Source organism: Hymenobacter sp. IS2118, from assembly GCF_000715495.1.
GTDB lineage: Bacteria > Bacteroidota > Bacteroidia > Cytophagales > Hymenobacteraceae > Hymenobacter.
The window spans coordinates 27,792-43,483 of the sequence record NZ_JNLX01000006.1 but is presented as its reverse complement, the minus strand read 5'-3'; the positions used below and the strand labels follow the sequence as shown (position 1 = coordinate 43,483).

Genomic DNA, 15,692 nt, shown 5'->3' with positions numbered 1-15,692 from the left:
TTGGCGGTGCTGAAATTTAGGGTGTGAGCTGGGCTCTTATGGCCTGCCGCCCCTGCCACTGCGTTTTTGCTGCGATGAAATCTTCCGCTGGTTACGGTGAACTCCTGATTTTGGCTCCGGTTGCCATCTTGATGGTCAGGGGTTTGCGTCGTTTTTTGGACCTGCCTGCCCGGTTGGCCTGGAACAATATTCTGAACTACATCTGGGTGCCCAGCATTGCCCTGGCCTTCGCCGCGTGGGTTTTTAAGCTGCGGGTGCCGGTGTTGGTGGATGGGTACTGGCTGTTTGTGCTGCTGACGGTGGCGGCCGTGCTGGTGGCCTTGCGCGACTACCGCCCGGCCCGTACACTGCTGCTGGCGTTGGCACCGTTTCTCCTAAACAAGCTCCTCGAATTTATTCTGGCTGGGGCCGACGGGCGCCTGACTACGCGCCTCGACCAACTGGTGGATAGCACGCAGGGATTTGCCATAACATGGTTGATTGCCTTCATTATCATCGCCCGGAGCCAGAAAAAGGGGCTGGAAAAGGAACGACTGCAGCGGGAGGAAGAAGAGAGAGCCAAACGCCTCATCGAGGCGCAAAACGTGGAGCTGGAACGGCTGGTGCTGGAGCGCACCGCAGCCCTCACCCTTCAGGCCGAGGAGCTGCGCGCGGCCCTCACCGAGCTGCGCACCACGCAGGCGCAGCTGGTGCAGTCCGAGAAAATGGCCAGCCTGGGCGAGCTGACGGCCGGCATCGCTCACGAAATCCAGAACCCGCTCAACTTCGTGAACAACTTTGCCGACGTGAGCGTGGAGATGCTGACCGAATTGAGCGAGGAGCAGGCCCGCCCCATCCGCGACCCCGACCTTGAAGCCGAGCTGTTGGCCGACATTGCCCAGAACCTGCAGAAGATTCATCACCACGGGCAGCGCGCGGCCAGCATCGTGAAAGGCATGCTCGAACACAGCCGCGCCAGCACCGGCGAGCGCCAGCCCACCAACCTCAACCACCTGGCCGACGAGTACCTGCGCCTAGCCTATCAGGGCCTGCGCGCCAAGGACAAGACTTTTAACGCCACCCTCAATACCGACTTTGCGCCCGACCTGCCGTTGGTGCCAGCCATTGGCCCCGACCTGGGTCGGGTGCTGCTCAACCTGTTTGGCAACGCCTTTTATGCCGTGCGCCAGCGCCAGCTGCGCGGTGAGGCCGGTTACGCGCCCACCGTGGCCGTGAGCACGCACCAACGCGGCGACCAACTCGAAATTCGGGTACGCGACAACGGGTCGGGCATCCCCGAAGCCGTGCGGCAGAAAATATTCCAGCCCTTCTTTACCACCAAGCCCAGTGGCGAAGGCACCGGCCTGGGTTTGTCGCTGAGCTACGACATCGTGACTCAGGGCCACGGCGGCACCCTCACGGTGAGTTCGGAAGAAGGAAGCTTCACCGAGTTTCTGATTAGCTTGCCAGTTAAATAGGTCGACCGACGTCGGGGCCACTCGCCGGCTGGGTTGCTCTTTTTGGGCCAGCTTGTTGCGTTTTTTCGCCTGCTAAAACCCTATATTTGGTTTGGTTGTTCCGATTGCTTTTAAGTAGTGAGCCACAAGTTTCAAGCAGCAAGCTTCAAGCCTACTACTCACAAAATAGCAGGTTGCACAGCGTATCATGTACGCTTGAAACGAATATTGAATTTTCATAAAGCATAGTAAACCAGCTTGCGGCTCGCAGCTCAAGGCTTGAAGCTAACTACGTAACTCCTTTTTCTGCATGCGTTTCCGGCTGAGCCTTTTGGTGCTGTTGCTGCTGAGTGGTTTCCTCTCGGCAGGAGCGGTGCCGTTGCCCAAAGCCACCCAAAGCCGGAGCGTGGACAGCCTGCGCCGGGTACTGGACCGGCCGCTGCCCGATACCCTGCGCGTGATTGTGCTGTGCCAACTCAGTGACCAGCTGTGGACGCAGCGCACCGATTCGGCCGCCGTGTATGCCCTCAAGGCGCTGGCCCTGGCCCGCCGCGTGGGCTACCGCCACGGCGAAGGCGAAGCCCTGAACCGCCTCGGTGCCGCCCTGCGCGAAAGCAACCTGGCCCGTTCGCTGGAGGTCTTTCAGCAGTCGCTACGCATCGCCAGAGCCACCCAGGACCGTGCCCTCGAAGCCCAGAACCTACGCAGTATCGGCATCATTTACGTGTACCTGCGCGATAAGCGCCAAGGCCTGTCGTACTACTTTAGGGCCCTGAAAATTGACGAAGAGCTGCGGGCCGAGCGCCGTATAGTGCTGGAATTGAGTAATATCGGACTTGCTTACGACTTGTTCGACCAGCTGGATTCGGCCAGGATTTTTCAGGAGCGGGCCTATGCCCTGGCGCGTCGGCTGCGCACGCCCACCAATTACATTTTGTACGGGCTGGGCAATGTGGCCCGCAAGGAAGGAAAGCTGGATGAGGCCGCCGTGTTCTACCGTAAAAGCATTGCCGAATCGAAGAAGGTGGGGCATTTGCGCAGCCTCAATTTTTCCTACGTGGGCCTGGCCACGCTCTACCAGCAGCTGGGCCGGCTCGATTCCAGCATTTACTACGGCCGCCTGGGCTGCCAGGCCGGCCAAACCAACGGCTTTCTGCGGGGCGTGCTCAACGCCAGCACGTTGCTGACCAAGGATTTTAAAATGCGTGACCAGTCCGATAGCGCCCTCCGGTACCAGAGCCTGATGCTGGTGATGAAGGACACGCTTTTCGGCCAGGAAAAGGTGATGCGCCTGCAATCCCTGAACTACCTGGAGCAGCAGCGCGCGCAGCAAGCCGCCGCCAGCCAGGCGGCCCTCAAAACCCGCTACCGGACCTATGCCCTGGTGGCGGGCCTGGTGGGCTTGCTGCTGCTGGCGCTGCTGCTGGGCCGGCATGCCCGGCAGCAGCAGCGCGCCAAAGAAGCGCTGGAGGAGTCCCTGGCCGAGCTGAAAACCACGCAGGAGCAGCTGGTGCAGCGCGAGAAAATGGCCTTTCTGGGTGAGCTCACCGCCGGCATTGCCCACGAGCTGCAAAACCCGCTCAACTTCGTGAAAAACTTCGCCGAAGTGAGCACCGACCTCGTGGATGAGATAACCGGCGACCCCACCGGCCCCGCTCGCAACCCCGACCTGGAGCAGGAAATCCTGGCCGGCCTCAAGCAAAACCTCCAGAAAATCAGTCAGCACGGCCAGCGGGCCACGTCTATCATCAAGGGCATGCTGGAGCACTCGCGCACCGGCGCCAGCCCCCGCCAGGCCACCAACCTCAACACCCTGGTGGAGGACAGCCTGCGCCTAGCCTATCAGGGCCTGCGTACCAAGGACAAGGCATTTACGGCGCAGCTCACCACTGTGCTGGCTCCCGACCTGCCGCTGGTTTCGGTGGCCCCTATGGACCTGGGGCGCGTGCTGATTAACCTGCTTACCAATGCCTTTCATGCCGTGCGCCAGCGCCAGCACGAAGAATCCCCGGCGGATTACCAACCCGAGGTGACGGTGAGTACGCGGGCCGTGGCGAATGGTGTCGAAATCAGCATCCGTGACAATGGCACGGGTATGCCAGAGCAGGTGAAGGCCCGGATTTTCCAGCCCTTTTTCACTACCAAAGCGGTGGGCGAGGGCACGGGCCTGGGCCTCTCGCTCAGCCACGACGTGGTGACCACCGGCCACGGCGGGCGCCTGCTGGTGGAAAGCGAGGTGAACGTGGGCACCGAATTTATTGTGGCCCTGCCCGCCTAACCGGTGGCAGGCCCTAACTTTGGTGGCCCCTTATCCCCGAAAAACCGAGTTATGCAAATCCTGGTTGTTGACGACGAAACCGATGTTCGTGACTTGTTTCAGCAGCGTTTTCGCCGCGAAATCCGCAGTGGGGAAATGAGTTTCAGCTTCGCTTTTTCGGGCGAGGAAGCCATGACCTACCTGCGCGACCACCACTCAGAGGTGCTCATTATTCTCTCCGATATCAACATGCCCGGCATGAGCGGGCTGGAGCTGCTGGGCCACGTGAAGAAGGAGTTTGAGATGCCGCCCACTACCATGGTGATGATTACGGCCTACGGCGATGACGAAAGCTACCGCCAGGCGATGGCGCTGGGTGCCAATGACTTCCTGACCAAACCCGTGGATTTTGCAGTGCTGAAGGAAAAGCTGGCCCAGTTGATTTCCTAACGCTGCCGACTTACATTCCCGAACCCTACCACTACGCCCGGCCCCACCCTTAATGCCACCCTTGCTATGAAGACGAAAATACTGGTGGTCGATGACGAAGCCGACCTCGAACTGCTCATCAAGCAGAAATTTCGGCGCAAAATCCGCGAGAGCGTCTACGAGTTTGTCTTCGCCTGCAACGGTCAGGAAGCCCTGGCCCGCATCATCGAAAACCCCGATACCGACGTCATCCTCAGCGATATCAACATGCCGGTGATGGACGGGCTGACCTTGCTCACGCACACCCACGCCCAGCATCCGGCCATGAAAACGGTCATCGTGTCGGCTTATGGCGACCTGGGTAACCTGCGCACCGCCATGAACCGGGGCGCGTTCGATTTCGTGGTGAAGCCCGTCGATTTCCAGGACCTGGAGCTGACCATTGAGAAAACTGCCGAGCAGGTGCGCCAGCTACGCGACACCTTGCGGGCCATCCAGGAAAACAATATTCTCAAGATGTACGTCGACGAGACGGTGCTCAATTTCATGACCCGGCCCGACTTCGAAAACCGGCTGCTGGCCAGCGAAACCGTAGAGGCTACTATCGTTTTTCTCGACATCTGCGGCTTCACTTCCCTGGCCGAACAGCTCGCGCCCACCGACGTTGTGAGCCTGCTCAACACCTACTTCGACGTGATGGTGAAGGAGATTATTGCGCAGGGCGGCTACGTCGATAAGTTCATGGGCGATGCCGTGATGGCCGTTTTTCGGGGCGAGCACCACCTCGACCGGGCCATTGATGCCGCGCTCTCGGCCCGTGCTGCGCTGCAGTACAGCAGCGCCCCACTCCCGTCCGGCTTCGCCTACCGCCCCGAAGTAAGCATCGGCCTGAACACCGGAGAAGTCGTATCGGGCAATATAGGCTCGGCGTCGCTCAAGCGGCTGGACTACACCGTGATTGGCGACGTGGTGAACGTGTCGCAGCGACTGCAGGCGGCCGGCAAGCCGGGGCAAATAATCATCAGCGAGGCCGTGTACCTCAAGGTGAAGGAGTCGTTTCAGTGCCAGTTCGTGAGCGAGGTAACGTTGAAGAACAAGTCGCTGCCCGTAAAAATCTACGAAGTCGTGGCGTAAGTAATGAGCCATTAGCTTTCAGCCAATAGCTGTTAGCTTTCTGCTTAAAAATCAGTCGGTTGAAGCAATTAAATTGTGTTTTATTTGGGCCAAACACTTGGACCACTTGAGTATCTGACCTAAGTTGAACAGCTAACAGCTAACAAGTTAGCCGGCCAGCTCGCGCATCTTCTCGTTCTGCTGCCGAATGCGCTGGCACAGCATCCGCATGATGTTGCGCAGCACTTCGCCGCGCTCTTCCATCACGTCGTAAAAATCTTCCTGGTCGATGCGGAAGGCCAGCACCTGGCTCAGCGCCGCCGCCGAAGCCGAGCGCGGCTCAGCATCGAGCAGGGCCAGCTCGCCAAAAAAATCGCCGGGCCCAAACGTAGCCAGCTGCTGGCTGCCGTTGAAAATGCCCACCTGCCCGTCGTGCACGATGAAAAGCGACGTGCCAATGTCGCCTTTGGCAAAAATCTCCTCATTCTCCTCAAAAGTCACTTCCCGCATAATGGGAACAATGCTGCTCAGCACGTTTTCGGGCGTTTGGGCAAACAAGGCGGTGCTTTTGAGGACTACCACGCGCTCCAGGGCGGAAATACGGGCGTCGGCGTTGGCAGGAGCGTGGCTCATGGCTGATAAAGGGGAAGAGGAATCAGGTGAGGGTTGGCCCAAATGCGTGGCCAGCGCGGTGGCCGCCACTGCGGCGCTTTCCCGCAGCAGCGGAATGGTGGCCTGCAAGTAGGGCAACAGCAGCGCGGCGGCATCGGCAGTTTCGGCGGGTTGCCAGTGGCGCAGGGCCACGCTCAGCGTCCAGGCCGTGAAGGCGCTATGGCCCCGGCGGAGCAGAAACGCGGGCAGTGCTTCGGCTCGGTGAGTAACCTCCTGGGGCGGCGCTAAAGCTGTGCTGTGGCCTCGGCTGGCATTTTTGAGGGCAACGCGCGGCGGGCGGCTTGGTGCCGTGAGAGTGGCGAACAGGCGGGCCTTCTCCGCTACGGGCGTGTCGTCGAGTAGGGCTTGCAGGCCCTGGTAAATGGGCCGGGGAATAAGGTTGTCGAGTATTTCAAGGGCATTGGCCTGGCGTTCGCGGGCGGCGTGGGCCACGTTGCGTTGCGCGGTAGCCACCAGGTCCGCATCGTAGAGCTGGGCCAGAATGCCGAACACGCGCTGGTGCAACAGGCCCAGCTCGTAGTGGACGGTGGCGACCAGAGCGGGCGGCTGGGTTGGCACGAGGCCGCCCAGCAGCTGGGATGCCAGGTGAAATTCCTCACGCAGCAACTGCTCAAACACGTCCTGTTCGGCCACTGCGGGCGAAGAGTGGCGTAAGGACCGCAACGCCACCAGCCGGAAAAACAAATTGGCAGATTGGGCCAGCTCCACCAGCGCGGCCCGGCTGGCGGGAGCGTCGAGGCGTTCGAGCACATCGGCCAGCCGATGCGTCAAAACGTTGCTTTTCGAATTGGTAAGGGCTTCGCGCAGGGCTGCTACTACCGGCGTACCCAGCGCCACGAGGCTGTCGGCGGCGGGCTGCCACTGTCCCTTTTCGCCCAATGCCCGCACCAGATAAGGGACAAAATCAGTGTGGCCCAAGGTGCCAATGGCCCGCAAGGCTGCATGCGCTACGGCACCGTCCGGGCTGGCTAAGCTGCTGTCAAGAAGCTGCGTTTGAGCGTCGTTACTAAAGAATTCCAAGAGTCCCAACGCCGCAGTATTGGCTGCTGGTGTCGCCTCTTGCCGGAGCTGCTGGAGGCTGCGGTGGGCCGGCTCGTGGTCGGGCTGTGCTTCCAGGCTGCCCCGAATGGCGCCCTGGCGGGCAGCCAGGTCCGTGCCGGCTAGCATCGCCGTCAGCGCGGGCGCGTCCGAAATCGCGCTGGCAAACTGCCGGGCAGCGGCTTCGCGCACGGCCGAAGCTGGGTCGCGTAAGGCCAGCGCCAGCAGCGCTTCCGGGGGGAGGGGCCGGGCTTCGGGGGTAGCCAGCAGGGCTAGGCGCACCCGCTCGTCGGAGTGTTCGAGCAGGGCAGGGGCGTGGGCAGCCAGGGCCGTGGGCTCGCGTTGGCGGAGCCACGCCACGGCGTTCAGCACTTCGGTGGCGCGGGGGCTGCGCAGGTGGGCCAGCACCACCTGAAGGGCGGCGTCGGGCAGGGCCAGGTCGGCGGTTTCGGTAAAGCGTCGGCCCAGGCCCTCCTTCAGCTCGGCCAGATAGGCGCGGTAGGTGCGGCGCAAAAACCACAGCGCCAGCACCAGCAGCCCGCTCATCCAGGCGAAGGGAATCCAGCCGCTCAGTCTGTCAACCGCGCCCAGGGCCAGGAAGAGCACGCCCGTCAGGCCCATGCCCAATGGCTCGTAAAAGCCTTTGGCCAGGGTGTGGGCCGCCAGGCGCTGCTGCGGCGCCAGCGGCTGAAAAAGCACCAGAAACACGGGGTCGAACACGGTGCGGCGCAGCACTTCCAGCAGCAGGTAGAGGCCGCAGAAATAGGCGAGCAAGGTACTTTGGCTGGAAGCGCCCAGCACCTGCACCCCGCCAAATACCGCCAGGCAGCCCAGCGCCACGGCCGGCAGCAGCTGCAGCGACCACTGCACGCCGTAGCGGTCAAGGGTCTGCCGGCTCACCAACAGCTTAAAGAACATCGCTGCCAGGTAGGTCAGTCCCAAAACCCAGCCCACGGACTGCGTAATATCCTCTGAAGCATGAAACCGTAGTTTCACATTGATAAAAAACAGAAACTCGACGCCCGAAATCACCGCGGCGATGGCCACCAGGCTCAGGCACATGGCCAGCACCAGCTCGCTGCCGCCAAACCACCGCTGCACGAGAGCCGCCGGCTGCTGCCGGGAATGTCGTTGGGGCCGCGCGGCCGCTTCCACCACGTGCGAGCTGAGCGTGGAGCGCAGCGCGAACAGCGCCCCGAGGTAAGCCACGAACGACACGCCCAGCAGCACCGGCAGCTGCGCATCGCCGTGGATGAGGGCCGCCAGCAGCGCGCCCAGCGCCTTGGCCGGCATGTCGCCCGCGCTGATGACGCTGAACAGGCGCTTGCTCTGCCGCACATCGAACACCACCGCCGACACGCCCCAGAATTCGAGGTTGGTGAGCAGGTAGATGACGCGGTAGCCCACCATCACGGCCACGGCCGCCGCCACCGAATGGCCCACCACTACGAGCACGCCCATCACGCCGGTGAGGGCCACTACGGCCAGCAGCACGCGCACGGCCAGTTTTTTCAGCAGGTAATGGTGCTCGAAGTAGGTGTAAACCCGGCTCACGGCCATCATGGCCAGGGCGCCGGCAATGTAGCCGAGGGGCAGGCTGTGGGCGGGGTCGTGCTCGAGCAGCAGCACGTTGGCCGCCACGTACACCAGCACCGAGCCAATGCCCAACAGGAAGTTGTGCAGCAAAAACAGCCCCACGGTGCGGGCTTCGCTGGTTTTTACACCAAACAGGCGTTGCAGATAGGTGGCAGAAATCATGCGGGAAGGACGCCGGCACCACCGGGCACGGTCGTAGCCAAAGATACGGGCGCCAACTGCCTATCCGGCATAATTGATTCTTCAGTCATAAGCTCCAGAGCCCTCTCTGTGGCCAGCCAGCGAGTTTGTGCGCAACGCGGAGCGACGGCAAAGTAGGACTGCTACGCCGTTTCCCGAATCGAAGACCATTCAACAAAACAGGCCCTTGACACATTGCCAAGGGCCTGTTACTCGATTCTTTGAGCGATGCGTTTTCAGAAAACAGACTGCACTGTGGGCTGGCCAGCATACACTTTCAGGGGCCGCGTGAAGCTATTATTGGTCAGCTGGGCCATTTCTCTTCGGTGCTCATCGCCGCCAGCAGCGAGTCGATGCGGGGCTCCAAGCCCAGCTGTGACGCCTGCGCCAGCTGTTTTTGTGCCGGCGTACTACAACCCGTAGAAGTCAGCAAGGCCCCCAGACCAAGAAATACACAGGAAAGCAAACGCTTTTTCATGGAAGTGCCGAACGCGTAAGGCGAAGGGCACAGCAGAAGACTACCAGAGAAGGAACGGGGCACACCTGGTTTGATATTGGCCACGCATCCCACCGCGTTTGGCCCCAGGTGGCCCGTTCCTTCCGCGTGGCGCCGGTAGCTGTCAGGCCCCGGCGCAGGCAGTGCCGAAAGGAGTCTCACCAATCCTTCGGCACCGTAACAGTGACCCGTCAGCAAGCCAAAACCTCAGGCCACAGATAGGTCTGGGCCTGAGGTTTTGCTGCATCAGGTCGTCAAAACAGGAAAAAACTGGTTATTCCACGCTCAACGGACGGGTCAGGGCCACGCCATCTACCGTGAGGCGGCAGGTGTAGAGGCCGGAAGCCAGCCGGGCGGCATTAAGCTCCGCCGTGAACTGGCCGGCGGGCCGGGTCTGGCCGTCGAGCACGGTGGCCACGCGGCGGCCCAGGTTGTCGTACACGGCCAAGCTGACCACGGCGGGCTTTTGCAGGCTGAAGGGCAGCTTCGTGAGGCCGGAAGTGGGGTTGGGGTAAGCCGGGGCGAAGGCAGCCGTAGCCGTTTTCACGGTGCGGGCGGCCGTTACGAAGCCCACCAGGCTGGGGCCCGTCCAGTCGTCGAGGTACACGCGGCGGCGCACCGTGGTGTTGGGGGCCACCAGCAACACAATTTCGTTCACGGCGGTGTTGGCCGTGGCGCTAGGCGTGTTTACGAAGGTGAAAGTCAGCGTTTCCCAGGCATTGGTGGCCGTGGTGGTAGCCGTGTATTCGGAGTTGCGGCCGGCCGGGTAATTGGTGGCGCCCGCCACGGTAGAATCCTGCAGGGATATCTGGAACAAAATGCCGGGGGCGGGGCTGTACACCTTCAGCGTCATGCGTATCTGATTATTTTTGAAGGGCGTGACATCGGCCAGGGGCGCACCCCTGGGGTGCACTACCAGGGCGTCGAACTGATTGGTGGAGCGGGTGTAGCGGGCCACTTTGGCGCTGGGGTTGGCGGGGCTGGTGGCAGGATTCAGGGTGTCGGCATTCAGGCCGCCCGACGACTTGTAGGCAATGTATTTGATAACCCGCGTGCCCTCGTAGTTGTCGTAGAGCTGGTTCACCGCGCCGGGGGCAACCACGGGCGCGAGCAATTCCGGTCCCGTCAGGTCGTCCATGTAGTAGGTTTCGCCGGTGTTGGTGTTGGGTGCTACCAGCAGCACCATCTGGTCTACGTCGGTGGGCTTCACGGCAGGGTCAAAATTGCCCCCGGTGCCCGGAACATAGGTGAAAGTCAGGGTTTCCCACGCGTTGGCAACGGTGGTCGTGGCCCGGAAGTCGCCGCCAAATTTGCCGGTCGGGTAATTGGCGGTGTTCAGGCGGCTGTTTTGCAGCACGGCTTCCACCACGGTGCCCACGGCGGGGCTGCGGAACTTCATGCTGATGCGCTTGGTACCCGCAACGTAGGCCGAAACATCTGCCATCGCCCTGTTATTGGGCTTCACCACGATAACGGCGAATTGCTGGCCGGCGTCGCGGGTGTAGAGCGCGCAGGTGGGGCTGCTGTTTACGGTGTTGGTGCCGGGGTTGGGCGCGTTCTGCGTGAGCACGCCGAGCGCTACCGGGTAAGACACCAGCCGCGTGTTCTCAAAGTTGTCGTAGAGCGTCTGAGCCGACGCTTGGGTGCCAGCCGCTAAAGCAGCAAGACACATCATCGAAGTAAAAATTTTCATGTGGAAAAGGGTAAAGTGGGTGAGAAAATGATGTGGAATAAAGTCCCGGGCCGGAGCGGACTGAGTACTGGGTGTGGCAACTACTTCAGTAGGGCGAAGTGGGGGTTGGAGTAAAATGGCCTGCGATAACCTGAGGGCAGGGTGCAAGGCCCGGCAGCTAGTTTTTTTTCATTTGGTATATCCGCACGTAGTCCACCAGCATCTGCTGCGGAAAAGCGGCCTCGTCGATGCCTTTCTGGCCGCCCCATTCGCCGCCCACGGCCACGTTGAGGAGGACATGAAAGGGCTGGTCCCAGGGCCAGGCTTGCCAGCCGGTTCCTTCGTTGCGGGCCGCGAAATACAGCTGGCCATCTACTTCGGCCGTGATGGTTTCCGGCGTCCACTCAATGGCGTAAACGTGGAAGGCCGTGGTGGCGTCCGGGATGATGGTGACGCCGGTTTTCTGGTTGTTGGTGCGGAAGTAGTAGCTTTTGCAGTGGGTGGAGGCGTGCACCACGTTGGGGTCGTAGCCTACGTGCTCCATAATGTCAATCTCGCCGTTGTCGGGCCAGCTTTTGTTGCCGTAGATGTTCTGGTCGGGCAGCATCCATATGGCGGGCCAGGTGCCCCGGCCGCCGGGCAGGCGGGCGCGCACCTCGAAGCGGCCATAGGTCTGGCTGCCGCCCGGGCCCCGCGAGAGGAGCCGGGCCGAGGTGTAGGCATTGCCGGGCTCCAGGGCTTCGCGGCGGGCTTCCACCACCAGGTTGCCGCCTGCTACGCGGGCATTTTCGCGGCGGGCCTTGGTGTAGTACTGAAGCTCTTTATTGCCCCAGCCCTGGCCGCCCACGTCGTAGGTCCATTTAGTCGAATCGGGCAAACCGGTGTAGTTGAACTCGTCGCTCCAGGCCAGCTTGGTGAACGTATAGCGCGGCTTGGCGGCAGGGGCCGGGCCGTGGGCCACCGGCGCAACGGGTGCGGCCGCACCCAGCAGCAAGCTGCTGGCCACGACCGTCACCCGCGCCAGCGTGGCACTGCCACGGTTGCGCTTTCCGGCCGAACTAACTTTCCCACCTATTCCGGCCATCGTGCGCGCTGGTTGCTACTTGTATTGGTAATGCCGCACGTAGTCCACCTGCATCTGCTGGGGAAATACGGTGGAGGCGTCGGGGTCACCGTCGAAATCTCCGCCCACGGCCACGTTCAGAATCATGAAGAACGGATTGTTGAATGGATAATTGCCGGCCGTATCGCCGGGGCCAAAGGTGAAGTACTGCACGCCATCGATATACATGCGAATCTGGTCCTTGCTGCGCACCACCGAGTAAATGTGGAAGTCCTCGGACAAGTCTACCGGCAAGGTGTTGGTGGTGCCCTTCAGCAGGCGGTTGCCATTGGCATCCGGGAAGTGCATAGTGGCCAGCAGCTCCTTGGGCCGGCTGCCGCGCAGCTCCATGATGTCGATTTCGCCGCACTTCGGCCAGTTGTTCTGGTCGATGTCGGCGCCCAGCATCCAGATGGCGGGCCACACGCCCTTGCCTTTCGGCACTTTGGCGCGGGTATCGATGCGACCAAACACGAAGGTCTTTTTGCCCTTGGTGAGCAGGCGGGCCGAGGTGTAGGCGTTGCTGCCCAACTGCTGGCGGCGGGCCTGAATGGTGAGGTTGCCACCGCTCACGAAGGAGTTATCGCCCGAATTGGTGTAGTTCTGCTTTTCGTTGTTGCCCCAGCCGCCGCCGCCCAGGTCATAGCCCCACTTGCTCTGGTCGAGGGAGCTGCCATCAAACTCGTCGCTCCACACCAAGGTGTTGTAGTCGGCATAGTCCTTGGCTCCTTCGTTCACCACCGGTACCACGGGCACTACAGGCGGGGGCGTAACCGGGGGCGTGCTCGGCTTTTCGGTGCACGCCGTGAGGCCCAGCGCGAGCAGCAAGCTGGCCCCAAGCTGGTAGCTGCGAAATACGTTTATTGATTGAATTTGCATAGAATAAGGAATTTTGGTACAATAAAATCGGGAATTCGATTTATTTAGCAACAAGCTTTATCGTGAACACCGTTCCGTTGTTCTGGCCGCTGCCGGCCCGAATGGTCATCTTGTTGTTGTCGATGCTCAAAATGCGGTACACGCGCTCCGTGGGCGAGGCATCGGTGGTGCCGATGAAGGCACCGGCCCGCGTGAGCGTGAACTGTGCCAAACCGGCGCCGGCGGCAGGGCCAAGCACGAACGGCGAAGTGCCGGACTGAGGTGCCTGGCAGGAGAAGCCGTTGGCCGAGAAGGTTTCGGCCTTGGCGTCATAAGTCAGCACACCCGCGCTGGAGAAGGTGTAGTCATCGTCTGACTGGCAGGCGGGCAGTTCGCCCGGTTTCACGCCGGCGAAGTAGGAGCTTGGGGCCGCCTCGGTGCCCACCACAATCGGGGCATCGGCGGCGTTGTCGAGCATCCAGGTTTTCGACGAGCCGCCGGTGAGCAGCAGCCGGATGGGGGCCGTGGCGTCGAAAGGGGCCAGGGTGATAACCGTGCGGGTGCCGTCGGGGTTGGTGCCGCGCAGGCGCAGGCGGGTATCGGTCACGTCCAGAATTTCGTAGGTTTTGTTCACCACCGAGTCGGGCACGCCAATGAAGCCGCCCTTGCCTTGCAGCACAATCAGCGGGTTGCCGCTGGGGTTGGGCCGGAAAATATAGCTGCCGCCCCGGTTCAGCGAGGTGCCGCAGGCCCCATTCTGGAAGGTGCTGCCGCCGCTCTCATAGTTCACCGTGAAGTTGTTGCTAAAGGTGAACTGGTCGTCGAGCTGGCACGCATTCAGGGCTCCGGAGGACGAAAGCTGCACGCCGGCCGCCGTTTCGCGCACAATGGCGCCGGGCGTGTTGATGTACGACCACACCTTGGTGCCGGAGACCTCGCAGCCCACCAGCTTATTAAAGCTGGCATTGTTGCAGGCGTCGGGAATGGTAATGGTTTGCTTGCTCGAAATGCTCGTGCCGCCCTTGCCGGCCGTGATGAGCTCCACCTCGTAGGTGCCGGGCCGGGTGTAGGTGCGCTTCACGACCGCGCCGCTGGCCACGGCGTTATCGCCCAGAAAATTGTACTGGTACAAAAAGCCGTCCTGGCTGGTGGTGGTGAAGGTGACCACCGTTGGAAACTCGGTGGTATTGACCTGAAACGTGAAGCTGGACTGCGGAATGGGCCCTTCCAGCTTGTTGTCGTCGTCGTCTTTAGAACAGGAGCCCAGCAGCAGCGGGCCCGATAGCAGGGCCAGCGTGGCAATGCGAACTATATTTTTCATGATAATAGCGGTGGAAAGTTAAAGGAAGACAGGCGCTTAGTAGCCCGGATTTTGCTTGAGGCCGGTATTCACGTCAAGCTCGGTCTGCGGAATGGGCAGCACGATGTTGAAGGGCTGCACGCCGCGGTAGCGGAGCAGCTCACCGGTGCGCTTCATATCGAACCACCGGTCGTTTTCGAACGCCAGCTCGTATTTGCGCTCCCGCCACACGGCTTCTTTGAACGCCTGGGCGCTGAGGCTGCCGGCCAAATCGCGGGGGCTGCCCGTGTTGATGGGCAGGCCAAAAGCCCGCCGCCGCACCTTGTTGATGGCTTCGGCGCCTTCGGCCGTGTTGCCGGCCGCTTCGGCCAGAATCAGGTACACCTCGGCCATGCGAATCACCGGAATGTTAAGCTCCGAATCCCAGACGTTGGTATTCACCTTGCCGATAAACCACTTTTTTACGCCGTAGCCATTGGGCGAGCCGGGCAGTGAGCCGGGCTGCACGCGGCCGTCGGGGTACACGTCGCCGGGCTTCCAGATGGTTACCTCGCGGCGCAGGTCGCCAGCCTCGTAGCCAGCCACAAAATCAGGCTCGGGAATGTTGAAGCCGTAGCCACCCTGGGGCACGATGCCCTGGCCGCGGGGCCCAAAAAACTCGTTGCCTACAAAGCCCAGCCCGTCGAAAATGTATTCGTTACGTCCCGAAACGTAGCCCACTTCAAACAGCGCTTCTTTGCCGTACTCGTTGGCCACCTTAAAGTTGTCGCCGTAGCTGTCCCACATAGATTTGCCGCTGGACGCGATAACCGCGCGGGCCTGGGTGGCGGCATCGGGCAGCTTGCCTTCGGTGAGGTACACCTTGGCCAGCAGCGCGGCGGCGGCCCACTTGGTGGCCCGGCCCAGGTCGGAACCGCTGTAGGATGCGGGCAGCTTGGCCACGGCGTCGAGTAGGTCTTTCTCAATCTGGGCGTACACCAAGGCCTGCGCCGTGCGTGGAATGTTCACTTCCTCCACCGTCGTGGGTGGCGTCGTCAGCAGCGGCACGTCACCGAAGGCCCGCACCAAATCGAAGTAGTACTTGGCCCGCAGAAACGAGGCTTCACCAATGCTGCGCTGCTGAATGGCCGGGTCAATTTGCATGGCGGGCACTTTTTGCAGCACGATGTTGGCCCGGCCAATGCCCACGTAGCACCCGCCCCAGAGGCGGCTGGTGAGCGGGTTGGTGGCCGGAATGCTGCCGTAGCGGTCCAGCTGCTGCTGCTCGATGCCGTCGCCGCCGCCGCCCCCGCCGGTGCTCGACAAGTCGGAGCCGATGTCGCCGATGCCCCACAGGGCGTAGTTGTACTGCCCGCCGCCTCTCAGTTCGGCATAAACAGCGTCGGTGGCCTGAATGGCGTCGGTGGTGGTTTTGTAGAAGTTGGCGTCGGTCACCTGGTCGGTGGGGGTTTCGTCCAGAAATTTCTCGCCGCAGCCCGTGAGCAGGCCCAGCGTGAGGAGCAGGGTGCCGCCGGTGTATTTCGTGAATATTGACATCTTAGTA

Annotated in this window: 11 protein-coding genes; 4 read left to right on the top strand and 7 right to left on the bottom strand. The window is 61.6% G+C overall.

Translation table 11 applies throughout. The features are described from left to right. Positions 1 to 143 precede the first annotated feature (143 nt). From GM79_RS00465 to GM79_RS00450, 4 genes are all read left to right on the top strand, one after another. Entirely contained in the window at positions 144 to 1,457 is a 1,314-nt protein-coding gene (locus GM79_RS00465; protein ID WP_235183884.1) for a sensor histidine kinase, read from the top strand. Between the two features lie 289 nt (positions 1,458 to 1,746). Further along, the gene (locus tag GM79_RS25910; RefSeq protein ID WP_051718319.1) at positions 1,747 to 3,714 is read left to right on the top strand and encodes an ATP-binding protein; all 1,968 of its coding nucleotides are present in this window, start codon (positions 1,747 to 1,749) and stop codon (positions 3,712 to 3,714) included. Between the two features lie 51 nt (positions 3,715 to 3,765). Continuing rightward, complete coding sequence (locus tag GM79_RS00455) at positions 3,766 to 4,143, top strand: response regulator (RefSeq protein ID WP_035557416.1); 378 nt, start codon at positions 3,766 to 3,768, stop codon at positions 4,141 to 4,143. Between the two features lie 66 nt (positions 4,144 to 4,209). Further along, positions 4,210 to 5,256 carry an adenylate/guanylate cyclase domain-containing protein gene (locus GM79_RS00450; protein WP_035557413.1) on the top strand — a complete coding sequence of 349 codons (1,047 nt, stop codon included), beginning with the start codon at positions 4,210 to 4,212 and terminating at the stop codon, positions 5,254 to 5,256. Positions 5,257 to 5,403: 147 nt separating this feature from the next. Here the strand turns inward: GM79_RS00450 and GM79_RS00445 are convergent, their stop codons facing one another. The 7 genes from GM79_RS00445 to GM79_RS00420 form a co-directional block, all read right to left on the bottom strand. Beyond that, positions 5,404 to 8,703, bottom strand: coding sequence for a cyclic nucleotide-binding domain-containing protein (locus GM79_RS00445; RefSeq protein ID WP_035557411.1), 3,300 nt, complete (start codon positions 8,701 to 8,703; stop codon positions 5,404 to 5,406). 322 nt (positions 8,704 to 9,025) lie between these two features. Continuing rightward, positions 9,026 to 9,199, bottom strand: coding sequence for a hypothetical protein (locus GM79_RS25215; RefSeq protein ID WP_161787083.1), 174 nt, complete (start codon positions 9,197 to 9,199; stop codon positions 9,026 to 9,028). 292 nt (positions 9,200 to 9,491) lie between these two features. Next, positions 9,492 to 10,910 (bottom strand): T9SS type A sorting domain-containing protein, encoded by a 1,419-nt coding sequence (locus tag GM79_RS00440; protein ID WP_035557408.1) that lies wholly within the window; start codon positions 10,908 to 10,910, stop codon positions 9,492 to 9,494. A 157-nt stretch (positions 10,911 to 11,067) separates the two neighbouring features. Next, on the bottom strand, positions 11,068 to 11,973 hold the full coding sequence (locus GM79_RS00435) for a family 16 glycosylhydrolase (RefSeq protein WP_072008482.1): 906 nt from the start codon (positions 11,971 to 11,973) through the stop codon (positions 11,068 to 11,070). Between the two features lie 15 nt (positions 11,974 to 11,988). Further along, entirely contained in the window at positions 11,989 to 12,870 is an 882-nt protein-coding gene (locus GM79_RS00430; RefSeq protein WP_035557406.1) for a family 16 glycosylhydrolase, read from the bottom strand. A 40-nt stretch (positions 12,871 to 12,910) separates the two neighbouring features. Further along, positions 12,911 to 14,170, bottom strand: a complete 1,260-nt coding sequence (locus GM79_RS00425) for a PKD domain-containing protein (RefSeq protein WP_035557404.1) — start codon at positions 14,168 to 14,170, stop codon at positions 12,911 to 12,913. 36 nt (positions 14,171 to 14,206) lie between these two features. Beyond that, on the bottom strand, positions 14,207 to 15,685 hold the full coding sequence (locus tag GM79_RS00420; protein ID WP_035557401.1) for a RagB/SusD family nutrient uptake outer membrane protein: 1,479 nt from the start codon (positions 15,683 to 15,685) through the stop codon (positions 14,207 to 14,209). Positions 15,686 to 15,692: the final 7 nt, after the last annotated feature.